Annotated in this window: 22 protein-coding genes and 1 tRNA gene; 16 read left to right on the top strand and 7 right to left on the bottom strand. The window is 52.5% G+C overall.

What is annotated here, in order from left to right:
- The first annotated feature begins 887 nt into the window (after window positions 1–887).
- The 3 genes from RGU44_RS20965 (at window position 888) to RGU44_RS20955 (ending at window position 3431) form a co-directional block, all read left to right on the top strand.
- Window positions 888–1379: a hypothetical protein gene (locus tag RGU44_RS20965; RefSeq protein ID WP_322177323.1), complete on the top strand. Its 492-nt coding sequence runs from the start codon at window positions 888–890 to the stop codon at window positions 1377–1379.
- Between the two features lie 68 nt (window positions 1380–1447).
- Complete coding sequence (locus RGU44_RS20960; RefSeq protein WP_322177322.1) at window positions 1448–1837, top strand: bacteriocin; 390 nt, start codon at window positions 1448–1450, stop codon at window positions 1835–1837.
- A 439-nt stretch (window positions 1838–2276) separates the two neighbouring features.
- Window positions 2277–3431: a Fic family protein gene (locus RGU44_RS20955; RefSeq protein ID WP_322277830.1), complete on the top strand. Its 1155-nt coding sequence runs from the start codon at window positions 2277–2279 to the stop codon at window positions 3429–3431.
- Window positions 3432–3535: 104 nt separating this feature from the next.
- On the opposite strand, the gene gabP is transcribed toward RGU44_RS20955, so the two are convergent.
- Window positions 3536–4930, bottom strand: a complete 1395-nt coding sequence (gene gabP, locus RGU44_RS20950; protein WP_322177320.1) for a GABA permease — start codon at window positions 4928–4930, stop codon at window positions 3536–3538.
- A gap of 555 nt (window positions 4931–5485) precedes the next feature.
- Between gabP and RGU44_RS20945 the strand changes: the two genes are divergently transcribed.
- The 6 genes from RGU44_RS20945 (at window position 5486) to RGU44_RS20920 (ending at window position 11165) form a co-directional block, all read left to right on the top strand.
- The gene (locus tag RGU44_RS20945; RefSeq protein WP_219063677.1) at window positions 5486–6259 is read left to right on the top strand and encodes an ABC transporter ATP-binding protein; all 774 of its coding nucleotides are present in this window, start codon (window positions 5486–5488) and stop codon (window positions 6257–6259) included.
- 13 nt (window positions 6260–6272) lie between these two features.
- The gene (locus tag RGU44_RS20940) at window positions 6273–7037 is read left to right on the top strand and encodes an ABC transporter substrate-binding protein (protein WP_322177319.1); all 765 of its coding nucleotides are present in this window, start codon (window positions 6273–6275) and stop codon (window positions 7035–7037) included.
- Between the two features lie 73 nt (window positions 7038–7110).
- A complete protein-coding gene (locus RGU44_RS20935; RefSeq protein WP_322277828.1) occupies window positions 7111–7806 on the top strand; it encodes an ABC transporter permease in 696 nt (231 codons plus the stop codon).
- Window positions 7803–8492, top strand: coding sequence for an ABC transporter permease (locus tag RGU44_RS20930; protein ID WP_322277827.1), 690 nt, complete (start codon window positions 7803–7805; stop codon window positions 8490–8492). Before RGU44_RS20935 ends, RGU44_RS20930 begins: the two co-directional genes overlap by 4 nt.
- A 479-nt stretch (window positions 8493–8971) precedes the next feature.
- Window positions 8972–9047: transfer RNA gene (locus RGU44_RS20925), tRNA-Thr, on the top strand.
- A gap of 396 nt (window positions 9048–9443) precedes the next feature.
- Entirely contained in the window at window positions 9444–11165 is a 1722-nt protein-coding gene (locus RGU44_RS20920) for a reverse transcriptase domain-containing protein (RefSeq protein ID WP_322277826.1), read from the top strand.
- A 560-nt stretch (window positions 11166–11725) separates the two neighbouring features.
- Here RGU44_RS20920 and RGU44_RS20915 read toward each other — a convergent pair.
- Complete coding sequence (locus RGU44_RS20915) at window positions 11726–13192, bottom strand: relaxase/mobilization nuclease domain-containing protein (protein ID WP_322277824.1); 1467 nt, start codon at window positions 13190–13192, stop codon at window positions 11726–11728.
- A 7-nt stretch (window positions 13193–13199) separates the two neighbouring features.
- Window positions 13200–13532, bottom strand: coding sequence for a plasmid mobilization relaxosome protein MobC (gene mobC / locus RGU44_RS20910; RefSeq protein ID WP_322277823.1), 333 nt, complete (start codon window positions 13530–13532; stop codon window positions 13200–13202).
- A gap of 213 nt (window positions 13533–13745) precedes the next feature.
- On the opposite strand from mobC, the gene RGU44_RS20905 reads away from it, so the two are divergent.
- Both RGU44_RS20905 and RGU44_RS20900 read left to right on the top strand, forming a co-directional pair.
- A complete protein-coding gene (locus RGU44_RS20905) occupies window positions 13746–13964 on the top strand; it encodes a hypothetical protein (RefSeq protein WP_322277822.1) in 219 nt (72 codons plus the stop codon).
- A 38-nt stretch (window positions 13965–14002) separates the two neighbouring features.
- On the top strand, window positions 14003–14557 hold the full coding sequence (locus RGU44_RS20900; protein ID WP_322277821.1) for a hypothetical protein: 555 nt from the start codon (window positions 14003–14005) through the stop codon (window positions 14555–14557).
- Between the two features lie 253 nt (window positions 14558–14810).
- Here the strand turns inward: RGU44_RS20900 and RGU44_RS20895 are convergent, their stop codons facing one another.
- From RGU44_RS20895 to RGU44_RS20885, 4 genes are all read right to left on the bottom strand, one after another.
- On the bottom strand, window positions 14811–16241 hold the full coding sequence (locus RGU44_RS20895) for a replication endonuclease (RefSeq protein ID WP_322277820.1): 1431 nt from the start codon (window positions 16239–16241) through the stop codon (window positions 14811–14813).
- Window positions 16242–16333: 92 nt separating this feature from the next.
- Window positions 16334–16684 (bottom strand): hypothetical protein, encoded by a 351-nt coding sequence (locus tag RGU44_RS20890; protein WP_322277819.1) that lies wholly within the window; start codon window positions 16682–16684, stop codon window positions 16334–16336.
- The gene (locus RGU44_RS25190; RefSeq protein WP_416194647.1) at window positions 16681–16845 is read right to left on the bottom strand and encodes a helix-turn-helix transcriptional regulator; all 165 of its coding nucleotides are present in this window, start codon (window positions 16843–16845) and stop codon (window positions 16681–16683) included. The genes RGU44_RS20890 and RGU44_RS25190 overlap by 4 nt, the downstream gene beginning before the upstream one ends.
- A gap of 541 nt (window positions 16846–17386) precedes the next feature.
- Window positions 17387–18751, bottom strand: coding sequence for a tyrosine-type recombinase/integrase (locus RGU44_RS20885; protein WP_322277817.1), 1365 nt, complete (start codon window positions 18749–18751; stop codon window positions 17387–17389).
- Window positions 18752–19165: 414 nt separating this feature from the next.
- On the opposite strand from RGU44_RS20885, the gene RGU44_RS20880 reads away from it, so the two are divergent.
- From RGU44_RS20880 to RGU44_RS20860, 5 genes are all read left to right on the top strand, one after another.
- On the top strand, window positions 19166–20494 hold the full coding sequence (locus RGU44_RS20880; RefSeq protein ID WP_322277816.1) for a tyrosine-type recombinase/integrase: 1329 nt from the start codon (window positions 19166–19168) through the stop codon (window positions 20492–20494).
- Window positions 20495–21399: 905 nt separating this feature from the next.
- On the top strand, window positions 21400–22377 hold the full coding sequence (locus tag RGU44_RS20875; RefSeq protein ID WP_322277815.1) for an integrase domain-containing protein: 978 nt from the start codon (window positions 21400–21402) through the stop codon (window positions 22375–22377).
- A complete protein-coding gene (locus tag RGU44_RS20870; RefSeq protein ID WP_046034614.1) occupies window positions 22374–22640 on the top strand; it encodes a hypothetical protein in 267 nt (88 codons plus the stop codon). The genes RGU44_RS20875 and RGU44_RS20870 overlap by 4 nt, the downstream gene beginning before the upstream one ends.
- 152 nt (window positions 22641–22792) lie before the next feature.
- Window positions 22793–23473: an HNH endonuclease gene (locus RGU44_RS20865; RefSeq protein WP_322277814.1), complete on the top strand. Its 681-nt coding sequence runs from the start codon at window positions 22793–22795 to the stop codon at window positions 23471–23473.
- 41 nt (window positions 23474–23514) lie between these two features.
- Window positions 23515–25067 (top strand): IS3-like element ISPpu4 family transposase gene (locus RGU44_RS20860; RefSeq protein ID WP_250690811.1). Its coding sequence is split into 2 segments (ribosomal slippage): window positions 23515–23977 and window positions 23977–25067, totalling 1554 coding nucleotides; the frame shifts between segments, so codons are not numbered across the junction.
- Window positions 25068–25150: the final 83 nt, after the last annotated feature.

Raw genomic sequence — 25150 nt, 5'->3', positions numbered from 1 at the left:
GTGCTGAGTGTGTTCATCCTCAGCGTGCCGGTGGAGCAAAGCGGAGCGCAAGCCACCCCAAGCCTTAGCCTTGTGTACTCACTACACAAACTGCGTTTGTCGCTCGCTTCCTACGGAAGAAAAAACAGAGCCGGAGCACGCGACCCTTACTACGAAACTTCCGTAGTACCGCCGGATCAACAACCCAGATATAACCCCTTCGGTTCGGCCTGATCGTCTGGCGGGCCAGATACCAAGGATTGACCGACAACTGGCCCGGTGGAGGATAAAGTGCGGTATTTGACGATTAGGAAGTTTTCCAGCGAGTCTGGATATTCTGAGGCGGCGATCAGATCAAAGATCCGCGACGGAGTTTGGCGTCTCGGACAGGTCTGGCGGAGAGCTCCTGATGGTCGGGTGCTGATCGACGTCTTGGGGTATGAAGCGTGGGTGGAGTTAGGGCCATCGCCAGCCGCTCATCCACTGCGCGTGTTTAAGTCGGGATCGAGCCCTGCTCCACTGGTGGGCAAAGGGTCAAAATCCGGAAGCGTGCCGCCCCTTGTCTGAAATCATCTGTCCGGCGGATTAGATCCGGGGAATCACCAGTAAGCGACACTCAGACAAGGCGGAAAACGGGGCAGCATTCTTAAAAGTGAGTAGATTTGTGAGTAGATTAAATAGTCATCACTCACACAGGCCATACAAAAAAATGCCTACAGCCAAAAGTTCGATTCCGTCTCTGGCACCATAAATACCGAAAAACCCCTGCATCGAAAGATTCAGGGGTTTTTTATTGGGCGCCATTTATCGTTCGCTCGCACAGCGGCCGACGCCCCCCTTGGCTATTCGAAAGGTATGCGCTTCAATGGCGCCCCAACGCCCCCCTGCCTGCAAAAGGACTCAAGCCCATGGCCTCGTCAGACAAACAGCAGAAACGCGCCAAACGGGCGAAGACCAAGGCCAGGCAGAACCGCGTGAGCAAACCCGCGCAGAGCGTCGTCCACCCGGTTCTCGCGTCACCCCTGATCAACCAGCCTTTCGATGACGTCGACATTGACCTGAGCACGTTCGACTTCAAGGACATCCTTGAAAACGGCTTCGATCCGGCCGACTTCGACGACCTGTTCCAGACCATGAAAGCCGCCGAAGCGATTAGCCAACTGGCAATGTGCGTGGTCTTTCTTCAATACCCGGTGCTGGAACTGGTCATTGCCGAAGAGGAAGAAGAGGACGCCACCGACTTCTTGATGAGCCTGCTCATCGCGTACCGGGCGATGTTCTACGACGAAGACGAAGACGCTGCCGTTGTATGGATGGAAGGCCCTGTGTTCCAGGCCGACTACAACGAGGCATCACGGATTCTGCAGGAAAAAAACAAAACCCTGTCTCGCCGAGACTGATCCACCGGACAGGCTCCAGGAGTCTGCCGTCCCCCACCTTTGCATCGTCTTTTTTTGAGGTTAGTAACATGCGTACAACACTTTCTGCCCTTACCCTCGCCCTAGGACTTCTGGCCGCCCAAAGCGCCATGGCCGGGGGCGATCTCAACGCCGCACTTGGCGGGGGCATCGGCGGCGCACTGGGTAACGTCGTCGGCCAGAAAATGGGCGGCAGCACCGGTGCAGCACTGGGTGCCGGTGTCGGCGGCGCAGCAGGAGGCGCGATCTCTGCACCCAAAGGTCACAAGACCTCCGCAGCACTCGGTGGCGGCCTCGGATCAGCAGGCGGCTCGCTGATCGGCGGCAAACTGGGCGGTACTACCGGCTCAACCGTTGGCGCAGGCCTGGGCGGCGCAGCAGGTGGCGCCATTGCCAATGACATGGCCAGTGGCAGCAAACACAAGCGCAAACATGACTGATTCGTTTGCAGCCTGACGCTTTTTTGCCGGGCTTTGGTTTTGCGGTTTCACCCGGGGAATGCAGGCATGGCCTCCCTGAATGAGATCGTGACTAAGAAAGGAGCAGCGCTACTGGCTGCCGAAGGCGACCTGCTCGAACCGTTCAAATAAAGCCCGCTCCAAACAAAACGGCCGCGATCATCACTGATCGCGGCCGTTTTGTTTTTAAGAGTCATGCAGGGCAAGCTCGCCCGCCGAGCCGATCTTCCCTGCCCGCTGACTCTGCCCACGACGCCCCAAGACCTGTCGTTTTTACACATAATTTCCGCAGAAATTTAACTTAGCTTAATCGTTGATTTAATATAATGTTTATCAGGCCCTAATCAGGGACTCAGTGAATACAAGCTTTTCGCTGAAATTTTTATAGATAATCTATTTGGCGATTAGAGATATTCCGCTCATGCCTGAATTTCTTCACCATGACCTTAAGCTATTGAATCCCTCCTTTGACTCAGGCTTGGTGGACGTCCTGAGCGAGCTTGAGCACCTTCGCCGATTAAAACTTGAAGGGGACACGCCCGCCCCGGTCTTTTTCCAGCTCAAATCCATATTCCACACGCTTGAGAGCCTGGGATCTGCGCGCATCGAAGGGAACCACACCACCCTTGCTGACTACATCGACAGCAAGGTAGAAGGCAGGGTGGAAGACACCGATCAATTGCGCGAGGTGGCCAACATTGAAAAGGCCATGGATTACATAGAAAAAATCATGGAGCCCGGCACCCCGCTTACCGAGCATGTTATCCGCGAGCTGCATGCCATGACGGTGCAGGAACTCCACCGCGAAGGTGACAAGACGCCAGGGGCTTATCGACAAGGCACGGTACGCATATCCCAGTCAGAGCACTTGCCGCCTGACTTCGTACTTGTGCAAGGGTACATGCAAGAGCTGGTCGACTTCATAAACAAGGACGACTCGCCAAAATACGACCTGATGAAAGTGGCGTTGGCTCATCATAGGTTCGGATGGATACACCCATTCGGTAATGGGAATGGTCGGGTGGTGAGACTACTCACCTACGCAATGCTGATGAAGTATGGTTTCAATGTGAGCACTGGAGGGCGGGTTCTCAACCCCACAGCCGTTTTCTGTAACGATCGAGAGCGCTACTACACAATGCTCGCGACAGCAGATACAGGCACAGAAGAAGGGCTCGAAGCCTGGTGCACCTATGTCCTGGAAGGCGTTCGCGACGAACTGACCAAGGTTGATAGACTCACACAGTATGCATACCTGACGAAGTCGATCCTCAATCCTGCCATTGCTTTCGCCCGTGAAAGACGCTGGATCACCGAGACAGAAGAGTCTGTGCTGTCCGTGGCGATAGAGGCGAAGGTCGTTAAATCCGCAGATTTATCGGGTGTGTTACCCAAGCTTAAAAGCGCTCAGCGAACCTACCTGATAAAGAAACTCGTCGACCAAGGCATGCTACTTCCTATCAGCGAAGGTGCAAGGCAGTACACGATTGGTTTTTCCAATAATTATTTGATACGCGGCGTTATCAAAGCACTTAGAGATCAGGGCTTCATACCCGAGCCATTGGAGAAGCCCTGAAAGCGCTCGTCGCTGCTTGAGCTTACCCCCCCAACAAAAACGGCCGCGATCATCACTGATCGCGGCCGTTTTGTTTTATCGAGCCCTATAACAGCCCTGCCCCATTAACTCAGTACCGGCTTGCCCTGCCGTACCGCGATGTTGCGGCGTCGTGCCACCAGCAATCCTGCTGCGATGACCAACGCGCTCAACACGCCGGTGGCGAGGATTTCGACGCGGTGTTCTTCCTGGAACAGCATGATGGTCAGCACGCCGACGATGAAGACGATGACGGCCCATGTCAGCCCTGGGAACAGCCACATGCGGAAGGCAATGGTCTCGCCATTAGCGGTGCGTTTGTGGCGCAGGCGCAACTGGGAGATGGCGATGACCAGGTACACCAGCAGCGCAATGGCGCCGGAGCTGGCGAGCAGGAAGTCGAAAACCGCCGCCGGAGCGACGTAGTTGGCGAATACCGCCAGGAAGGCCGCTGAGGTGGACAGCATGACCGCCCAGTAAGGCGTGCCGCTGCGGTTAGTGCGTCTTGCAACAGCAGGCGCATCGCCGCGCTTGCCGAGGGAGAAGAGCATCCGCGAGGCGGTGTACAGCGCCGAATTCAAGCAACTGGTTACGGCGACCAATACCACCAGATCGACGATCAGTTTGGCGTTAGGAATGCCCATCATGTCGAGCACGGTCTGATAAGAACCCAGCGCGGTCAGACGGCTGTCATTCCACGGCACCAGCGCGACGACAAGGAAAATCGACACCAGATAGAACAGGCAAATCCGCCAGATCACCGAGTTGGTGGCCTTGGTGATCTGCTCACCCGGGTTCTTCGATTCAGCGGCAGCGATCGTAACGATCTCGGTGCCCATGAACGAAAACATGGTGGTCAACATGGCCGCCAGTACAGCGCCCATCCCGTTGGGCATGAAGCCGTGCGTGTCGACCAGATGACTGACGCCGCTGACCTGACTGCCCGGCAACAGACCGAAAATCGCCAGAACGCCCAAAATGACGAAACCGATAATGGCCAACACCTTGATCAGGGCAAACCAGAATTCGAACTCGCCGTAATGCTTCACGCTGAACAGGTTGGTGGCCGTGAGGAGCAAGGTGATAACCAGCGTGAACGCCCAAATTGCCATGCCGGGAAACCAGGCATGCAGGATTGTCGCGGCGGCGTTGGCTTCGAGAGGGATAACAAGCACCCAGAACCACCAGTACAGCCAACCAATGGTGAAACCGGCCCAATGGCCGATAGCACGGTCCGCGTAGGTGGAGAACGAACCGGTGTCAGGTGAGGCCACCGCCATCTCGGCCAGCATGCGCATGACCAGAACCACCAGCGTGCCCGCCGCCAAGTAGGCCAAAAGCACAGCCGGGCCCGCCTCGGCGATGGCGTGCCCGGAGCCGACGAACAAGCCAGCGCCAATCACACCGGCGATAGAAAGCATGGTGATGTGTCGCGATTTGAGCCCCTGATCGAGGTCGTTGGATTTTTGCGCACTGCTCATTAAAACTACCTTTGCAAAGAAGCGAGATTCAGTTCGTCGTACACGTCGCGCACCCCGTAAAAAGAAAGCAACGACGCTGTTCCTTATTTTTTACGCAAGATTTACGCCAAAATGTGTCTATAACGACGTCGTCCACGGATATACGCGCTTGCGCCTCGTTCCATAAGCGTTTGATAGGAATGGCCTTTTGCCATTTTCCAGAGTTTGTTACTGAACGCCTCACCCACTTAACGATGGCGTGCATGACAAATACACACAGGGCGCATTTGTCGCCCCGATGTGGTGCGCTCGCAAAATGACCGAGAGGATTGCCTCCGAGGCAATAAACCTTCCAACACCCTCTCGAAACTGGCACCATCGCGGCCCTTTTTTGCCCAGCCGTCGCGTGACCAACGCACCTTCCGAGGTGCGGTTTGTATCCGCGCGACAGTCTGCGTTAGCAATGCGACAACCCTTCGATAGCCGGAAGCTTGCTTCCAAACGCTATGCTAGCTTGGCGCTCGCCAAGGAAGGCAGCCAATAGCAGGAGCACACAGAACACAATGAGGACCGCACATGGCTGAGGCCACGCCCGCGCTGGAAATCCGTAACTTGCACAAACGCTACGGTTCGCTTGAAGTACTCAAAGGTATTTCGCTGACCGCCCGCGATGGCGATGTGATCTCGATCCTTGGCTCTTCCGGTTCCGGTAAATCCACCCTGCTGCGCTGCATCAATCTGCTGGAAAACCCGCATCAAGGGCAGATTCTGGTGGCCGGTGAAGAACTGAAACTCAAGGCCGCCAAGAATGGCGATCTGATCGCCGCCGACAACAAGCAGATCAATCGCATGCGCAGCGAGATCGGCTTCGTGTTCCAGAACTTCAATCTGTGGCCGCACATGACCGTACTCGACAACATCATCGAGGCGCCGCGTCGCGTACTGGGGCAAAGCAAGGCTGAAGCCATTGAAGTCGCTGAAGCCCTGCTGGCCAAAGTCGGCATCGGCGACAAGCGTCATGTGTACCCGGCCCAACTGTCTGGCGGTCAACAACAGCGCGCGGCCATCGCCCGCACCCTGGCGATGCAGCCTAAAGTAATCCTGTTCGATGAACCGACCTCCGCCCTCGATCCGGAAATGGTTCAGGAAGTGCTCAACGTCATTAGAGCCCTCGCCGAAGAAGGCCGGACCATGCTGCTCGTAACCCACGAAATGAGCTTTGCCCGCCAAGTGTCCAGCGAAGTAGTGTTCCTGCATCAGGGCCTCGTCGAAGAACAAGGATCGCCGCAACAGGTGTTTGAAAACCCCTTGTCGGCGCGTTGTAAACAATTCATGTCCAGCAACCGCTAACGGAGCAACACGCATGCAGACCTACAAAAAATTTCTCCTGGCCGCTGCCGTCACTCTGACATTCGCGACCAGCGCCTTTGCCGCAGAAAAACTGAAAATGGGCATCGAAGCCGCCTACCCGCCGTTCAATAACAAAGACGCCAGCGGCCAGGTCGTGGGCTTCGACGTCGACATCGGCAACGCCCTTTGCGCCAAGATGAAAGTCGAATGCGAAATCGTCACGTCCGACTGGGACGGCATCATCCCGGCCTTGAACGCGAATAAATTCAATTTCCTGATCTCGTCGATGTCGATCACCGAGGAACGCAAACAGGCCGTCGACTTCACTGACCCGTACTATTCCAACAAGCTGCAGTTCGTTGCGCCCAAGACCACTGATTTGACCATCGACAAGGCCACCCTCAAGGAAACCTTGAAAGGCAAAATCATTGGTGCCCAGCGTGCGACGCTGGCAGGTAGCTGGCTCGAAGACAACCTGGGTGACACCGTCACCATCAAGCTCTATGACACTCAGGAAAACGCCTACCTCGACCTGACCTCCGGGCGTGTCGATGCACTGCTGGCAGACAAATTCGTCAACTACGAATGGCTCAAAAGCGACGCGGGCAAAAACTTTGAATTCAAAGGCGAGCCAGTGTTCGGCAACGACAAAATCGGCATCGCCGTGCGCAAAGGCGATCCACTGCGTGAGGAGCTGAACAAAGCGCTAAAAGAAATCATCGCCGACGGCACCTACAAAAAAATCAACGACAAGTATTTCCCGTTCAGTATTCTCTGACCTGCCCGACGGGCACCGCCGCTTCTTGTTTCAGTGACAGCGTCGCGGTGCCGGTCCCTAGCAAAGCCTGCCTATGAACATTGATATCTACGGATTCGGCCCGGCCCTTGCGGCTGGCGCGCTGATGACCGTCAAACTTGCCCTGTCGGCGTTATGCCTGGGGCTGGTGCTCGGTCTGCTCGGCGCCTTGGCAAAAACATCACCCTACAAGTCGCTGCAATGGCTTGGCGGTACCTACTCGACGCTGGTGCGCGGCATCCCGGAATTACTCTGGGTCCTGCTGATCTACTTCGGCACGGTCAACCTTATGCGCAGCCTCGGCGAAGCGCTCGGCAAACCCGACCTTGAGCTAAACGCCTTCGCGGCCGGGGTGATCGCGCTTGGATTGTGCTTTGGTGCGTATGCGACCGAAGTGTTCCGAGGGGCCATCCTCGCCATCCCTAAAGGTCATCGCGAAGCCGGTATGGCGCTGGGCATGTCCACATCGCGGATCTTCATCAAGCTGATCATGCCGCAGATGTGGCGCATCGCCCTGCCCGGCCTGGGCAACCTGTTCATGATCCTGATGAAGGACACCGCACTGGTGTCAGTGATCGGCCTTGAAGAAATCATGCGCCACTCGCAGATCGCCGTGAGCTTCACCAAACAGGCGTTCACCTTCTATATGGTCGCAGCCTTCATGTACCTGGGCCTGACCGTCCTGGCGATGATCGGCATGTACCTGCTGGAAAGACGCGCCGCACGCGGTTTCTTGAGGAGTTCGTCATGAACTGGGAAGTCATCATCAAATGGCTGCCAAGGCTGGCTCAGGGCGCAACCCTGACCCTGGAGCTGGTCGCCATCGCAGTGGTCGCCGGGCTGATTCTGGCGATACCACTGGGCATCGCGCGCTCGTCACGGCACTTGTCCGTACGCGCCTTGCCGTACGCATACATTTTCTTCTTCCGTGGTACACCGCTGCTGGTGCAGCTGTTTCTGGTCTATTACGGACTGGCGCAATTCGACTCGGTGCGGGCGAGCGCACTATGGCCGTATCTACGCGACCCGTTCTGGTGTGCGACCGTCACCATGACCCTGCACACGGCAGCCTACATCGCCGAAATCCTGCGTGGTGCGATCCAGGCCATCCCGCCGGGCGAAATCGAAGCGGCGCGGGCGCTGGGCATGTCCAAGTGGAAAGCCTTGTTCTACATCATCCTGCCGCGCGCCTCGCGTATCGGGCTGCCGGCCTACAGCAACGAAGTGATTCTGATGCTCAAAGCCAGCGCACTGGCCAGCACCGTCACCCTGCTGGAACTGACCGGCATGGCGCGCACCATCATCGCCAGGACCTACCTGCCGGTCGAAATATTCTTCGCCGCCGGGATGTTCTACCTGCTGATGGCTTACGTCCTGGTACGCGGCTTCAAGCTACTGGAACGCGTACTGCGCGTGGACGCCTGCCAAGGGCGGTGAGACAAACGCGCGGGTGAATGGAGCAGCCTGAATACTCCACTCATCCGCGCCCAGTCTGTGGATAAGTCTGTTAATAACAATTCGAAGAAGGCACGAAAACCGCAGCCTGCTGGCCAAGTTCATGACTGATCATTTTTCACTCAAGCCTAAACCGCCCAAAAAACAGTAAGTTGCAGCAGTTGAGAACGGCCGCACAAAATCAGCCACTGGCGCGCCACCCCTAACTCCGATTGTGCATAAGCATTCCAGCAAAAGTGAATATGGCCCGCAAAGCCATTGTTTTACCGGCAGTACATAGGGGTGCAGAACGTGCACAGAACCTGACCAACACAAGGAAAAAACCCCAACTGTCGAGGGTGGATCAGGGAAGCAGCGGGACAGAAGCAGTGAAAAAGCTCATCGCTGAAAGTTTTTGCAATCGAATCAGTCAGCTAGGGGTTTACAACCCAAAAAATCTGGATATACTTTGCGCCCATCACGCCGGTATAGCTCAGTTGGTAGAGCAACTGACTTGTAATCAGTAGGTCCCGAGTTCGACTCTTGGTGCCGGCACCATACGAAACAACGACTTAGGCTCACCGCAAGGTGGGCCTTTTTTGTTTGCATCGCTTTTTGTCACCGGATTTGTCACCATCTCACCGCGCTGGATCAGCCAAGCTGAAATTAGGGTATTCGTAGAGGTAGTAGCCCGCGCGAAGGCCATTCAGCATTAGCACACTCATCTCAATAGGAGGTCGAAGGAACGGCACCAGTCGCTCCCCTTTAGCACCTTTAGCACCTTTAGCACAACGGAATACGGCTTGCGCGCTCCGAATATTTCACGTAGTGTCGCTTAGCCTCCATTCAGGTATTAAATAGGGTTGTTCAAACTGCGACCCGAATCAAAAAAGCTACAAGCAACGACTCTCTGCGACTCTGGGAGACGTTATGTTCAAAGGAATATGGTGAAATATGAATGGAGGCTTCTTTCTAAACTTCGTAGCGTTAAATCCTAATACTACTCCGGTTGAACTCGCAGCACTTCTGGGCACCAGCTATGGAAAGATTAAAAGCATCTACTATAGCGGCCAAATGCAGCGCCACTACCTCGCGTTTGATATTCCGAAAAAAAATGGTGGAAAGCGCAGGATTTTAGCACCCTCAGACAAGCTTAAAACTCTTCAAGCTCGTATAGCCGGGCTTTTGAAAAAGATGTACAAGCCACGCGAGCCAGTTAAAGCCTTTCTAGAAGGGACATCAATTGTTGACAACGCACGGCCACACTGCCGCAAAAAATACGTATTTAATATTGATCTAGAGAACTTCTTCGGTACGATCACCTTTGCACGAATTCGCGGCATGCTGATTGCTAAGCCATACTCGCTTTCACCAGAAACTGCCACCGTTATAGCACACCTAACTACAGTAAACGGAATTTTGCCCCAAGGCGCGCCAAGCTCACCGATTCTCTCCAATATGCTATGCGGTAGCTTGGATCGGGATCTTTATTCATTAGCTAAGCGCCACCGAGCTGTTTATACAAGGTATGCTGACGATATAACTTTTTCGTTTTATTGCCCCATTGAATTTCTACCCACCAACATAGTTGAGTGGTCAGACTCAAATGGCATTGCTAATCATTATCATAGCAACGTAGGGCACGATCTCAAGGCGACGATAAACAATCAGGGTTTTACTATAAATACCAGCAAGGTCAGACTGCAGGGCCCTCACGAACGCCGAACAGTAACAGGACTGGTTACTAATCAAAAGCCTAATGTACCTCGCCCCTACATTAGGAAGATAGCAGCCTTGATTCACTCTATTGAGAAATACGGTGATCAAGCCGCCAACGCCATATACAAGGAAAAAAACCCCAATTCCTCAGGCGTGCTTGAATCTCATCTTCAAGGACACTTACTGTACATAAAACAAGTCGTTAGTGAGAGTTCCATAGTTTATAGGCGACTCGCACAACGATTCAATATGCTACCTATTAGCTCCAAAGTGCCAAATACTCCTCAAGCTACCAGTGAAGACTCCGACAACTTTAAAGTAGGAGAATTCATAAAGAACAAGTGCTGGATTACAGAAATCGCGGAAAATCGCGAAGGCCAGCTCGTACAGATTCAAGGTAGTGCGTTTATGATCCAGGGTGGGTTACTAATAACCTGTGCGCATAATTTTAGTGGTGAGATCGAACTGAAGGATTCACAGAGCGATAAAATCACCAAAAAGATCGTATATTTTGACGAGTGCACTGTTTTCAGAGCCGGTGAAGGAGAGCCCATATACGAAGCCAAAGTAGTCATCCTTGACAAGCTTCTTGATATAGCCGTGCTAAAAATTACAGACGCACCGCATGCCTTTCCTGCGTTTGCACTAGAGGAATCCAAAGAGCCAAACCTCGGCGGCCGCGTAGCCGTGCTAGGCTTCCCAAACCATAAAGCCGGCCCCCATGTTGGCATTCTAAAATGTAAAATTACAAACAAATACCCATTGCACGGTGTGTTGCATAGCGAAGTAGATAAAACTTTATATGCCGGTAACAGTGGCGGCCCTGTGATCAATTCCAGCTACCACGTTGTGGGTGTGGCAGCAAAAGGCGCTGAGGGGAATCCGAACGGCAAGAATTCGTTCATTAGGGTTTCAGAGTTGATAAAGTATTTAAAGAAAAGCGGAGTCATTTTATAGAGAAAGCGGAAACACTATTTCCTACCCTCAATCTCTTCATACTTGCTTCATCGGGCCTGCTTTGACCGAGCCAGCGAGCTGCGAAAAAATGCCTCTCAAGCCGAGCGCGAAAGCGCGACAGCCTTGCCTTTGGAGTGAGCTCACACATGAACTTGAGGTTCTGCTCGTCGGTCGCCATGCTCGCTGCTGACATAAGCAGGCCAGGGCTTGAGGGCTCGACTGCAGGGCTCGCGCAGCGACCGCGAAGCGGCTTGGCCTTGCTGGCGAGACCGCCCCTGGCAAGCTGAGTCGGCAGCGGGCATGGTGACTGACGACACTCCGAGCCTCGGCGAACGGGCTTTTGATTTTCTTCTTGTCAGCTCTACTCAAAGCCCTCTGACAGCTCGCAGACTGAGATTTGCCCCATTTTGTTTTGCTGGCCAGTGGCTACGCACACCACAGTAATCTCCAACTGCTGGAGATACTCCTTGACGATAGCGGGGCTTGCATACTCATCAAGTTCATCTTTATTTTTGTTTTTGATTTGCAAGCGCGCATTTTTGCAGTCCAAACAGCAGGCCTTAACTGCGTCGGGGTGCTGCATCAACTGATATCTCTGTATTATTTTTTCGCGCTTTTGAATTTGAAATTGTTGTGTCATTTTTGTCGTCCCCAGTTCTTATTATTATTTTTGATTGCATCGCAAAGCCAAAACCTTTTGCTACAAGTTCCTGGCTTATGTTCATAATCATTTCGTCTTCATTATTGAGCCTGCGTTGCTTCGCCTTTTCTGCCTCATCTCGCGCCTGATGAGTGGTTTTCTGAGCCGCTTGATGAGCCGAAAGTTCTGCCTCTAATTTTCCGGCTAACTTAACGCCTTGTTTCGCTTCCGAAAGCCTTAAGTTATGCAACTTGCGGGAGAACTCGTCAGAGACTCTATCACCCGTTTGTAATGGCCCGGCGCCGCTGTCGGGGTCTAGTGACTCAGCACCAAGAACATTATCCCTAAACTGTTGAATACTGAGATCACTAACAGGGCTCGCGATAGGATATGAGACGTCGTTGGTGGAATCTGGTGAATACGTTGCGCAACTTTCAACAACGTTTCGTTCGCTTGCTGAAAGTCCTTCATCAGTGAGGCTGTCCCGGCCAGATCCATACCTTTCAACACTTGATGCAGTTCGCGAATAGACCGAACTGTCTCTAACTTCTGATCGGAATCGTGAAAGGAATTCGCTATCTCTGTCTTTGTCATAAGATAAACCTTCTTGTAGGAGTGACGCACAACTGTATTTGCTGCCCAGCTTTGAGCCGCTGAAATAAACTCCATTCAAACCGAATTTAAAACCATTGAGACTTCCAGTACGGGCGATATTTACGCGCACGTCCACGCCAGCAACTTGCAAAGATTCAACAAATTGAGTCGCCGTGATGGGCCGGGTAAGGGCTTGCTTAACAAGCTTTTGTAGCTGTATACGCTCAGGCTCTTTGTCTAAGCGAACAGACTTCTGGATCTCATTCTTTGAAAGTTTTGAAAGCGTAGCCAGCTTGACCCTGCCATCAGAATCACGGGTAACAGCCTTCGTAACAGTCAGTCCAAATTCTCTTTCAAGGGTACTGATCAGGCTTGTGCTGCGAAAACCTTCATTTTTGCCAAGATACAATTTGCCGTCGTAGCCAATCCGCGACGCGATGATATGTATGTGCTGACCTTCTTTATCGTCATGCAGAAAATAGACTCTAGGATGGTGTTCAGAGAATCCCATGTTTCGCATGTATGTATCCCCGATAGTACTCCAGGTACTCCTCGCCAAAGTATCGCCCTTTGGTAATCGCAGTGAGTTATGCCAGACGGGCTTGTGAACATCTGGCCGAATTTCTTTAGTGGCATTAAGCTCGCGAATTATTGAGCGGGGAGATGTGCCTGAGATATTTCCGCCGATGACAATGCCTTCGTGGTTACGGGGCGCCCCCTTCTCGCCGAACTGGGCGTATCTAATTGCCCCGGCAAACCCCGTGCCTCTAGTGATTCTATTCATGCCTTTCATGGTCGTATTATCTCCTCCGCGATGCGCATACGAGGGCAATCCGGAACTCCGCGAGAATCGTTGAAAGCTCGGCTATGTCTAGTTCCATACCTGTGTTGAGATAACGAGCGATCTGATTCAGATTTGCAGCAGCAGGCGCAAGCCTTACCCAAGCATCTAAATTAAGGTCCGGCACTGACGGCGGTGGTGCCGTAGCAAAAAACTTTTGCCTCACAAGCGATGATGGCCTCATGCGGGCGCGCTTAGCCTCGCCAAGCAACTGCAAATATTCGTTTCCATTGAAGAATACATTAAGGCGCTTGGTGCGCTTTTCTTTATCTTTGGTGCGGTTATTAGTCATGTCGTCGGTTCCGGCCGTAAATGGCTCTTATTGTTTTTCTTCACGAGCAAAGCGCGGTGAGGCAAGGCGAGTAAGAGCGAAGCGAATTGCGAGAATTAGGTGCAACCTGATTAGCCCTTGCTCCCAAAAAGCCAGTGAGTATATTATTTACATATCAGGAACGAGAGCGCAATCGGCACTCGCCCCATTACTGGTTATATTCCCGAGGTGTTTATGCAAGAAGTCAGTTTTGGTTTAGTCGCAAAGTTTTATTCAGCAGATGAAACACTTATACCCAATGCGAGCTATCGTGGGGATGTTAATCAAGATCTGACACGCCACAGCATAGACTGCCTTCAAATGTACTTTGATGGCTACTTGAAACCATCTGCCAAACAACCGCACCCGCGCGAGCCCGAAGATTCCTCTATTGCGCAGATAATGGCGATGTGATATCAAGCATTTTTCAGTGCTTGGGTGAGAGGGAAATCATGGGCAACGTGAGCAAACACACAGTTCGAATTGAAAACTATGTACACAAGGGGGCCGGTACTGACAGGTTCTCTCTGGCAAAACGGGTTCGTTGCACAACCGCAGATGGTGAAACAATATATTTTAAAGAATTGGTTGTGCCGGGATACCTGCATAGCGCAATGACAAACAAGAAAATGAACACGCTTTATGTCGTCGATATCAATAATGGCAAAGCACATTGCCTCGTGGCCTACGAAAATGGCGATGTGGCGAAGTTCGATCCTGATGAAATCGATGATGTAGCCAAGGGCTTTCGCAACAGTGGTTTGTTTTTTTTCTTCGGCGGCACTCTTGCAAGCGTGCTGGCTTTGATCGCTTACGGGCTGGGCTTGATCATGTTTCCGATCGCTATGTATATGGCATGGAAGTACTTCGTCAAAATCCCGAGTATGCTAAAGCGAGATGATGTTATAGCAGGACTGAAGACAGCCGGATTCCGTTTTTCCGGATCAGAGCCACCTGTATCTGCCACTCCAGCACAGAAAAGAGCTGAGTGGCCTGTGGATGTCTAGTAGGCGCTTTAGGCGCGTGACCGGCTGGACGACCTGAGGCCATTCAGCTGTGCGCTTGTCGGGGGGGTAAAATCAGACATCATGGTATGTGTCACGCTACAGCGCCCCGCTAAGGGCCCTATTAGCGCATTGCCGGCTTGCTCGCAACCCGACTATAAATAGGGCCCTGAAAACGCCGCAATCAGCACCCCAGGGCCTCTCTGCTCGGGGCTTGAGTAATCCGCATGCCCTTCCCGAAAATTGCCACTTCGTATTACATTGCAGGGGGCCTGCCAAGGGCTCCAACGTCTCTAATGCTTTTCTTGATATCCTCGCAAAGCCCAGAGATCTGCACTGGCTCGCCGTCCCTGCGGTGCTTTATCCACCTGTTTACGGCCACCTCCTCCCCATATTTATTCTTGGTGACCTCAGTGATTAAATCCAAGTCATCAGCGCCGCCTTGCAGAAAATCTACTCTCGCTTGGAGTTGCCTTGCATTTCGATCCAGCTCGCCCTTCGCTACATGAAGTTCATCGGCAAGCCGCTTGATGTGTAAAGGGGCGGTGTCGACACGAGATATGGCCTTGAGGGCGCGTTGCTTGCCCATTGAGCATTTAACCCCGAAAAAGGCGTACTGCCTTGCCCCCATGGCCCGGATGGCGCACTTGTACCTTATTGCGTTGCTATCTGTTACTTCGGGTTCGCCCAGAGCAAAAGCGATATATTTAAAAATGTAAGATGACGGTTTAGCAGTGGTATCATCCGTCTTCTCGATTAACCTAACGACATTTCTTTTTTGAGACTGGAAATATGTTCCCCTGTCCTTGTACAGGCGAGCAAGTGAGTTTTCCAGTGTACCAATGATGCGCTCCGTCCTATCAAAAAACATTAATATGTGCCAGTGAGGGCAGCCATCATCGTGCAACTCCACTACTCTAAATCCAAAATACTTACCGCTTTTTCGTCCAACACCCAGATTGTCTAAAGCGTCCAGCACGGACTTCCAGTCCTTATGTATGGACTGATTTGCTTCCTTCGCAGTGGAACCGTTATAGGTGCTGCGCCCATGCTTGGGGTTTGAGTGAAACTCCGGCGCGGCTGTTAACGTTATAAATGCACATCCAAACCCTTGGGTTTCGGCGATTTTCTCAAGGGCTTTTATATCTAGGAACAATTCATTTAGCCTGCTCTTTTTCGATAATTCTGAGATATCATAAAGAGAAAAAACACTAGCTGAACCATCCGCATGGTTTTTGATCTTGTATTGGGATTTCAAGCTCTTATCTGAATATTCCTTTCTTTTTTTAAACTCAACGACTGCTTTATTAGAGCAGCAAACAGCTTTCGGCGTCTTTCCGCCCAGCTCTCCGGCTAACTGCGCTTGATGTTCTTGGAGCTCGTCCGTCATGGCGATTACCTTGCGCCTCCACCATTTAGCATCCTGGAGCCGCAGGGATAAGGATTGGGTTGTTGAGGTCTTATAGTGATTTAACTTTATTCCGAGCTCTAGCGGGCGTTGGAGAATCCGCTTAATCACTCCCGGCGTGCAGCCAGGTAAAACGCTTTTGTAAGCGGCGGCAAGCTGATTCGCTAAGTATCTTAGTTCAAGGGTTTCAAGCGAGGTCAGCTGGTTTGGCGCCGGAAGAGGGGTTGCGTAGCAGTGCTCATAAGGCGATGTAGCGCCTGAGTATGTAAAGTTATACATTTTAGATTCTTCTTCTTATTATTATTATTCCGCACCGCCATAAATGGCGGCAGGTGTTCAAAAAAAACTAAATCATCATCTAACTAGTGTGGCTAGCCTAGTGATTTGGCGAACGATTCTAGTTCAAACAAATCCTGGTCGCTCCACCCTTGAATCTTTCGAAGACTGCAAATAAGACCAAAAACTTCAATATTAATCCAGTCTAGGCCTGTTACATTAAACAATGAAACTTTAAGTCTTCCTCGGTAATAACTAATATATGCCTCCCTTAGCCAAGCATTATCCCGTACACCTTGCTTAACAATCTTCAGCGCCCTGGTGAAGTCGTTGGCATCCAAAATCTCTTCAACCACACGCCTGATTGACAGTCGCTCGTGGTAAACTTTGGTAACTAGATCTGCATGGGTAATGTTATCTTTGCTATCTCCGAGATCAATGCTCATACCACAACCTCCCGCAAAAATCTTTCCACGTCTTCACTTTTCCATCGGCTTAGTCTTCCAATTTTCTTGGGCGGAGGAAAAACTCCGTCTTTAACCATCTGATAAATCCACGAACGGGAAATTCTAAGTTCAAGAACTAAATCACCAACTGAATAAAGCATTTTAAAACCCCTACGTCTATGACCATCCAGGCTTGTCCTGGTGAATCCATTCCGCCTTACTATGTCGATTACTGTCAACAAACTTTTAATTGTTATTTTGGCAATTTAGGCAAAGACTAGTAATTACGGACACCAACTGACTTCACCCAACAAATGTTGGATAACACTGGCCTGAGTTTGCTGTGGTTGTCCGACATTGGCCGAGCAAATCGGTAACTGCGGAAGGCGAAAGCGTAACGGACTATACGGGCCTGATACACCTAAAAGAGAGGGGTTTAGATGCAGTTTTCACAACTACGGCGGTTTCATAGGATACGATAATTGCGCGTTTAAACCGCTCAAGCACCTGGAAGCAAAAATGCTTATCAAAGTATTCAGAGCGATTAAATACTTAAAAATTCACCACATACAACTGGCCATTTTACGGGCAAAGGAAAAATCAATTAGCAAGTTTTCCGCCAAAAGCTTAAGACCGCCCGAATCGGCGGTTAAAGTTTCTTCATACATAAATTAAATTTTCTCCATCGTCCAACACCCAAAGTTATACCCCTTCATGCTTGTTAGCTTGATGTTCATTTCGTGACTTCACATTCAAAATTTTGCCAAGCTTTTTTTCGAAAACCGCTAGTGCCTTGGCCTTATCAGCAACAAATAGCTCAGGGTCGTTTAAGTAGTGCCGCATTACCATGCCTGTTAATCCATGGGACTGCAGAATATTGCTCTCCTCCATTGGGATGTTCATGTTTTTCATAAGTTGCGCACACGTCCTGCGCAAGTCTTTTGGGGTAAAGTGAGGGATCTGTTCTCCGTCCAATTTACCATTACTTGATTCAAGCCAAGCTTTGGTCGCGTGCGAAAAACTGGTTACCAGGTAAGGTGTTCTACCATCCTCTGAGAACGGATAATCAAACCCATCCGATACAACCCTCAACCGCTCTACGATAGCTAGTGACGAACGAGTTAATGGCAGTATGTGTTTCTTATGGCGCCTAATTTCTGCATCGCCAGAGGGTCTCCCTTTTAAGTCTACTACTGTTACCACCCCCCTAGTTAAGTCGTAAGACGCCCAGGGCTCGCGCGCCAACTGTAGTATGCGCTGACCTCCAAGTTGGATATTTAACTTAAAGAGCAACCCCATACGCTCGCTGACCCCTTTTGTGCGGTCTACCGTTTTGTAAAAGTGCCTCAGCTCAGCCTCATTTAGCGACCGCGTACCAGGCGTTTCGTGGTAGTTCTTGGGTATTAGCGAAACTGGATTACTCGTTAGTTCAAATGACTTGCCGTTATCACCACCGCTGTTTGTATAGGTATAGCGGTGCTTTAGCCCCAAATTGTAGGCAGTATGCAAATATCCGCGCACCTTGCCTGCCATACCCTTTGAACCACGGTCATATATTTTTCGCAGGATGGTTACTATATGCTCGGGCGTTACGTCGCGCGCCTTTTGGACGGCGATTTCCGGGTTGTCTTTTTTGATGTCCTTTTCTAAGACCCTTTGGATTTCATCACTCATCGACCGCTGCTTGCCGCCGCGATCAATGTAGTTTTGAATCAGGTCTGAAAGGGTGCCATGTGCATCGTTGATCGCTTTTTGCCGGTTGATTTCGGCCAACTCCGCTTTCCTGCGCTCGGCCTCTAGGGCCTTGTTGACGCCCTCGTTTTCCAGATGCGCTTTTACATCCGACACAGTTGCGGCAAGTGCGTAGAGCCGTTCCGCTTCGCGCATTACCTCCCTGAGAGTCGCAATTTCTTCATTTTTGTTTTTTGAGTCGACCCGTCCGACCTTACCAATCTTTAGCAGTTGATCCTTGTTGCCCACTCTCTGCCGGAAATAGGCAGTTGCTGCCTTTTTTCCACCCTTAAAAAGTAATGCGCCCGCCCCTTTACCGCTCAGGTGCAAGGTCAAGGTATCTCCGGGCGCGAGGGCGCCCAGCTCAAAAACAGTCACCGCATGTCGCATTTTGTCACCGCCTTTGTCACCGGTTTTTACTGGCTGTGACGATACTCGCCTGGATGCACCCGGACAAACTTATATGTAAATCATAATAAATACAGGTATTTAAGGTAGTAACAAGACAAGTCTGGACACCGCTGGATCATAAAGCAACTGACTTGTAATCAGTAGGTCCCGAGTTCGACTCTTGGTGCCGGCACCACATTAGGCTCCATTGCATTCCACCGAATGCTCTGGAAGCCCCGAAAACCCGCCCTTTGGCGGGTTTTTTCGTTCCAGGACCCTCTGTCGGGTTCCAACAAAATCCCCCTTCCCCGAGGGTATGTTAGGGGTACTGCGATTTCCCGGTCAGGAGCGCGTACCCCTATGCCACGACTTGCGATCCCCCTCAGCGACCTACAATGCCGCACCGCCAAAACCCGCGAACGCGCCTACAAACTGTTCGACGGCGGAGGCATGTACCTTTTCGTCAAACCCAATGGCGTGAAGACCTGGCGCTTGAAGTACACCAAGCCCAACGGCAAGGAAGGTACGCTCATCATTGGCAATTACCCCATCGTTACCCTTTCCATCGCACGACGTAAGCGAGACGAAGCCAAGGCGTTGCTGCTAGACAACCTCGATCCAATGGAAGAAAAGAAAAAGGCCAAGATCGTAGCCCAACGGGCGGCACTGCTTTTCGAAACCGTTGCTCTGGAGTGGCACGCTGATATGTCCCGCCGCTGGACCGAAGGCCACGCAAAAACCGTAATGAGCCGACTGCGCACCCACGTCTTCCCGCTTATTGGCCAACGGCCCATCGCCGAACTCGATACCCACGACCTGCTAGAGATCACCCAGCGCATCAAGGAACGCGGCACCATGGATGTGGCGTTAAGGGTACAAAACTACTTATCCACCATCATGCGCGGGGCCAAAAGAGCCCGGCAGATCACCATGAATCCTGCACTGGATCTGGCAGGCTCGATTCACGCGCCACGCACTGTCCATCGCCCGGCGCTCTCTCTCAACCGCCTACCTGAACTGCTGCACCGTATCGACAACTACAACGGCCGCGAGCTGACGCGCCTCGCCGTCCTGTTGACGCTGCACGTATTCGTCCGCTCCAGCGAACTGCGCTTCGCGCGATGGAGTGAGTTCGACCTCCAACGCGCCATGTGGGAAATCCCCGACACGCGCGCACCGATTGAAGGGGTACGCAACTCCACACGTGGGACCAAGATGAACGGCGACATTCAAATGGTTCCGTTATCGCCGCAGGTCATCGAAATACTGGAGCGCCTGCGCAGCCTCAGTCGCTTCTCAGAGTTAGTGCTGCCGGGCGACCACAAGTACTGGAAGCCCATGTCCGAGAACACGGTGAACACCATGCTCCGCAACTCCGGCTATGACACCAGCAAGGACGTGTGCGGCCACGGCTTCAGGACCATGGCCTGTAGCGCCCTGCTGGAGTCCGGGTTATGGACCGACGCAGCCATTGAAAGACAAATGAGTCACAAGGAACGCAACCGCGTGCGCGCCGCGTATATCCACAAGGCCGAATTCCTCGAACAGCGCAGGCTGATCATGGCGTGGTGGAGCAACTACATCGACGCCAACCGCCATGGGCATGTGACGCCCCACGAATTCGCTCACCCAGTCGGCGACAACATCACGGCCCTACAAAATAGCCGTGGCGCATCCAAACGCGGGTAAGCCTGTGAGATCACCGTTGTCCGCCCTTCCACGCGGGTCCATCCAAACAGGGCTGCAAAGCCGCCCTGCTTGGATGGACCTCACTTAAAAAATCTAAAGCCCACGCAACTGTCTGTGGAAAACCACAGATTTCCACCGGTGGATAATTTCATCCACAGCCGCAGAATTCCCGAGAACTCGAGCCTTGACCCGAATTATCCACAGGCGTAGAAAAGATCGGGCAAAGCGCTGTCGTTGACAGCAACCCCAGGTAGCCAGAACCTTTAAGGCTACGCCACACCGTGGTGGTTCTCCCAAAGTGCGATTAGCGTCCGGCGGCTCGCACGGTCACAGCGATGTGATGGATGCCTACTTTTACCAGCGTGCCCACTGCGGCAACTCATTCCCTTTCATAGCTGCCCTGCAGCAACCTATCCGCTTGGCCATTTCCTTGCGCCAACCTGCGCCCGTCTCTTTCTTCCGGAAAGAGACGGGCGCTCCTACCGCTGCTGCAGCCCAACTCGTACAAGGCATTGCGGCATTTCCCCTCGTGACAATCGGCGTGACAAACACCGAAGTCACCAGCAACAGCGACGCAGATGATGGTGCCGCAGCCCAGGGAATGGACTGCACCTGACTGACAGTCAGGCATGCCCCGGTCATCGCATCACTGCTTTTACCTGACTCAGGATCTCGCGGCGTTGGATTCGTCAGCCGATGCAGCCACCACCCGCCCACTTCCTCGGAAGTGTTCAGGAGGCCAGATCATGAGATGCCCAAGCTCCCGGTCGTAAAGAGCCGCCAGTCCCGCGTTAGTGGACAACCCTCACAGGTCGCAGGGGCCTTGATCCCTGATAACACTCAACATTCGTGGCGGGATGACGTGGGGAAGGTTTTACAAGTGTGGCTTCGAGAGGAGTTTGGTCATGGGATTGGTCGGTAGACGGGATGGGCGTAATTTTGGCTATGGTCGGCAATTGAGTTACGCCGGACCGCAGGCGTTGCGGGACATGTTTGGCGGCGGGCATTATGGGACCGTCAAAGCGCACAGTGATCGTTGGCAGGCATTCGTGCGCTGGTGTCGCTCAGACGACGGACCAGGACTCAACGATGCGCGGCAGATAGATCGCCAGATCTTGTCGGATTACGCGGCGCATCTGCATCACTTGGTCGAGCGCGGCGACCTCGCGATCGCCACCGCACAAAATCGATTGTCCAGCGTCAACCGGACCATGGCAGCGCTTCGCGGTGATCAGTACGTGAAAGTGCCGAGTCCGAGCAAGGCGCTGGAAATGCAGCGCACCACCATCCGCATGACAGTTCCACAAGGCCAGGATCGCGAACACGTGATGCGCATCGTCGATGCGCTCCGCGAACAGCATCCCCGTGCCGCCGCCATCGTGCAGTTGGCACGCGCCACCGGCATGCGTTTGCGCGAGGCGATCTTGGCCGACCTGCCACGTCTCCAGCGCGAAGCAAAACGTTACGGCAAGATCAACATCCAGGACGGCACCAAAGGTGGCCGAAGCGGTGCAACAGCGCCTCGCTGGATCAGCGTGGATGAACATATTCGCGAAGCGCTCAGGTACGCCGAGCAGGTCTCCCCAACCAATAGCCGCAACTTGCTTGGTCCTAACGAAAGCTACCTCGATTTCCAAAAGCGAATCGTCCGCCCTGCACGGGACATCCTCCATATGCACAATCTCAAAGGCCTCCATGAATTGCGGGCAGCCTATGCTTGTGAACGATATGAGCAAATCACTCATCGCCAAGCGCCAATCAACGGAGGCAAGTTCTACCAGATTGACCGACACCTCGATCAGAAGGTGCGCGCACAAATCAGCTATGAGTTGGGACACGGTCGAATTGACGTCGTATCCGCCTACATCGGAGGTCGATCATGACCAAGCCATTTGATATGGAGCTGTTTTTGGCCGGGGTGCTGACTGGGGCAAAAACCACACGCGAACGCCACATTCGCCAAGCCAAGGCGATTCAAACAGCCATTTCCGATCGCTGGCACCGAGACAGTCCATGGACATGGCAAAAAAAGCATCTTTTGTGGTTACTGAATGTTGAATTGTCCGGCCAAGCTCCGTGGACGCGCTATTACTACAAGCGCACTGTCCAATTGATAGCTGAGAGGCTGAAAAAAAGCTGGTTCTAGCCTTCCCCTTCCCAATGTGGAAAAAGCGATCGTATACTGGCACCGTAGGCTGGCAACTGGCTTGCATTAAGCCACTACTGATAGCCTCATCCAAACATTCAAGACGACGTGCACCCGTTTTGATATAAGTGGCTAATTGCAATGGAACTGCCATGTTTTCACTTAATATAAAAACACCAAAAAAAATCCGAGACGTCGACGGGAAAACCGAAGAAGAAGTATGTCATCAGTTACAGGCTTGCGACACAAGCGTCGTTCTATACTTTGTACATAATTCATATAAATCATTACTCGTTACTACTGAAAACGGTATTTGCCAAGAGATTATAGTCGGCGACTTCAGCAAAGCATTACCACATCTCAAAACACTAGCGAAAACTGGTCAGTTATTTATCTCAAGAGTCGAGCTTGAAGAGCTATCTCAAGACACAGAAACTTCTTTACTACCGACCAAAACATACGTAAAAGCGAAATGTAAAGATATAGAAGCTTGGAGCAAGGAATATCTTAAATCTTTCTCAAATGCTCGAGGAAAACCTCTGTCTGAAAGAGGAGTTATGCGCGTGTGGGATGATGCAGCTGGCTGCTGCATGTATCAAGGATGCGGGCACTTTGTTGGGGAGACAAGCCTGACAACGCTCAGTGCTAGACATGGTTATCTAGCACATATCATCGGCTCCGCACCTGATGGTCCACGCGGATCATTAGCTAATTCATATCAGAACTCAGATGATCCTGAGAATGTCATGCTGATGTGCGATGAGCATCACAGATTAATCGATAGAATAGATCCCGACGCCCCCCGGTGTCAGGCTAGTTGTCGCCTGAGCTGATTTATCAAAACGATAGATCGGGGGCGCCAAAGAGAGCTGTAATGTCGAGCTATTCACCTGAGCGTAAAGCGGCCCTTATCAACAAATTGCTGCCGCCTCAAAACATGTCCGTGGCCGAGTTGTCGCGTCAAGAAGGCATCTCTCAAGCCACCCTGTATGCTTGGCGAACCAAGCTCAAAGCAGGAGGCGCAGTGGTGCCCGGAGATAAAAGCAGTGCCGATAACTGGTCGGCTGAAGCCAAGTTCGCAGCGGTGTTGCACACGGCCACGTTGAGCGAGATCGAGCTTAGCGAATACTGTCGCAGCAAGGGTTTGTACCCCGAGCAAATCGGCGCTTGGCGACAGGCCTGCATCAGTGGCCAGCTAACAGCCCAGGCACAGCGCCAGGCCGAGCGAGAACAGGCGCGCGCCGACAAAAAACGCATCGCCGAGTTGGAGCGTGAACTGCGGCGCAAGGACAAGGCGCTCGCAGAAACCGCCGCGATTCTGGTGCTGCGAAAAAAGATGAATGCCTTCTGGGGAAACGACAGCGAGGACGTCTGACCTCGCTGCCAGAACGGCAACAACTCGTTGAACGTTTTAACCAAGCCGTTGCTTCTGGTGCACGCAAAACTATTGCCAGCGCGGAGATCGGGCTGTCGCTGCGCAGCCTGCAACGCTGGGCGCTGACGCCTGTGATGCAGGCCGACGTGCGCACCACCACGTCACGTCCGCGACCACTTAATGCCCTGAGTGAACAGGAGCGTTGCGCTATTTTAGAGGTCTGCAACAGTCCGCCATTCGTCAGCCTGCCGCCCAGCCAGATCGTCCCGATACTGGCCGATCAAGGTCGTTATCTGGCCTCAGAGGCAACCTTTTACCGCGTCCTGAAGGAAGCTGATCAGCAGCACCGACGTGGCCGCAGCCATGCACCGCACAAGCATGCTGCGCCGACAACTCACAGCGCAACCACAGCCAATAAGGTCTGGTCTTGGGACATCACCTACTTGCCATCGCCAGTGCGTGGGAAGTACTACTATCTGTATTTGATCGAGGACATCTACAGCCGAAAGGCCGTGGGCTGGGAAGTTTACGAGCAAGAAAGTGGCGAGCTGGCGGCCGAACTGATGCAGCGCACCGTGCTCACCGAACGCTGCGCCGGACGGCCCCTAGTGCTGCACTCGGACAACGGTGCACCGATGAAATCGGTGACGTTGCTGAGCAAACTGTACGAACTCGGCATCACCCCGTCACGCGGACGACCACGGGTGAGTAACGATAATCCCTACTCAGAATCGCTGTTTAGAACCCTGAAATATTGCCCGCAATGGCCTCCTGGTGGTTTTGCAGATTTGGACGCGGCACGCAGCTGGGTGCGCGATTTTATCCGCTGGTACAACCACCAACACCGCCACAGCCGCATCCGCTTCGTGACCCCGGCGCAGCGTCATCGAGGAGATGATCAAGAGATCTTGGCCAAGCGTCATGCCCTGTATCAGCAAGCTCGTAATCAACATCCACATCGCTGGTCAGGTGCGACACGCAATTGGCAGCCCATCGGCGCGGTCACACTCAATCCGGAAAGGGAGTTACCGACACTGAAAATAGCCGCATAAAACACAGCTGACGCGACAACTACCTTGCAAAACGCCGCTGCCGCGCTGCTATTGGAATAAAAGAAACCCAAAAATTCTTTAAC

Origin of the sequence: Pseudomonas sp. 5C2 (genome assembly GCF_034314155.1) — a bacterium.
Classification (GTDB): Bacteria; Pseudomonadota; Gammaproteobacteria; order Pseudomonadales; family Pseudomonadaceae; genus Aquipseudomonas.
The sequence above is the reverse complement of the archived record's forward strand: the minus strand, read 5'-3'. Positions and strand labels throughout refer to the sequence as shown.

Excerpts from the sequence above, each read along its gene's own strand:
- RGU44_RS20965 (WP_322177323.1), top strand. The coding sequence starts at position 888 with ATGGCCTCGTCAGACAAACAGCAGAAACGCGCCAAACGGGCGAAGACC.
- RGU44_RS20960 (WP_322177322.1), top strand. The coding sequence starts at position 1,448 with ATGCGTACAACACTTTCTGCCCTTACCCTCGCCCTAGGACTTCTGGCC.
- RGU44_RS20955 (WP_322277830.1), top strand. The coding sequence starts at position 2,277 with ATGCCTGAATTTCTTCACCATGACCTTAAGCTATTGAATCCCTCCTTT.
- gabP (WP_322177320.1), bottom strand. The coding sequence starts at position 4,930 with ATGAGCAGTGCGCAAAAATCCAACGACCTCGATCAGGGGCTCAAATCG.
- RGU44_RS20945 (WP_219063677.1), top strand. The coding sequence starts at position 5,486 with ATGGCTGAGGCCACGCCCGCGCTGGAAATCCGTAACTTGCACAAACGC.
- RGU44_RS20940 (WP_322177319.1), top strand. The coding sequence starts at position 6,273 with ATGCAGACCTACAAAAAATTTCTCCTGGCCGCTGCCGTCACTCTGACA.
- RGU44_RS20935 (WP_322277828.1), top strand. The coding sequence starts at position 7,111 with ATGAACATTGATATCTACGGATTCGGCCCGGCCCTTGCGGCTGGCGCG.
- RGU44_RS20930 (WP_322277827.1), top strand. The coding sequence starts at position 7,803 with ATGAACTGGGAAGTCATCATCAAATGGCTGCCAAGGCTGGCTCAGGGC.
- RGU44_RS20920 (WP_322277826.1), top strand. The coding sequence starts at position 9,444 with ATGAATGGAGGCTTCTTTCTAAACTTCGTAGCGTTAAATCCTAATACT.
- RGU44_RS20915 (WP_322277824.1), bottom strand. The coding sequence starts at position 13,192 with ATGAAAGGCATGAATAGAATCACTAGAGGCACGGGGTTTGCCGGGGCA.
- mobC (WP_322277823.1), bottom strand. The coding sequence starts at position 13,532 with ATGACTAATAACCGCACCAAAGATAAAGAAAAGCGCACCAAGCGCCTT.
- RGU44_RS20905 (WP_322277822.1), top strand. The coding sequence starts at position 13,746 with ATGCAAGAAGTCAGTTTTGGTTTAGTCGCAAAGTTTTATTCAGCAGAT.
- RGU44_RS20900 (WP_322277821.1), top strand. The coding sequence starts at position 14,003 with ATGGGCAACGTGAGCAAACACACAGTTCGAATTGAAAACTATGTACAC.
- RGU44_RS20895 (WP_322277820.1), bottom strand. The coding sequence starts at position 16,241 with ATGTATAACTTTACATACTCAGGCGCTACATCGCCTTATGAGCACTGC.
- RGU44_RS20890 (WP_322277819.1), bottom strand. The coding sequence starts at position 16,684 with ATGAGCATTGATCTCGGAGATAGCAAAGATAACATTACCCATGCAGAT.
- RGU44_RS25190 (WP_416194647.1), bottom strand. The coding sequence starts at position 16,845 with ATGCTTTATTCAGTTGGTGATTTAGTTCTTGAACTTAGAATTTCCCGT.
- RGU44_RS20880 (WP_322277816.1), top strand. The coding sequence starts at position 19,166 with ATGCCACGACTTGCGATCCCCCTCAGCGACCTACAATGCCGCACCGCC.
- RGU44_RS20875 (WP_322277815.1), top strand. The coding sequence starts at position 21,400 with ATGGGATTGGTCGGTAGACGGGATGGGCGTAATTTTGGCTATGGTCGG.
- RGU44_RS20870 (WP_046034614.1), top strand. The coding sequence starts at position 22,374 with ATGACCAAGCCATTTGATATGGAGCTGTTTTTGGCCGGGGTGCTGACT.
- RGU44_RS20865 (WP_322277814.1), top strand. The coding sequence starts at position 22,793 with ATGTTTTCACTTAATATAAAAACACCAAAAAAAATCCGAGACGTCGAC.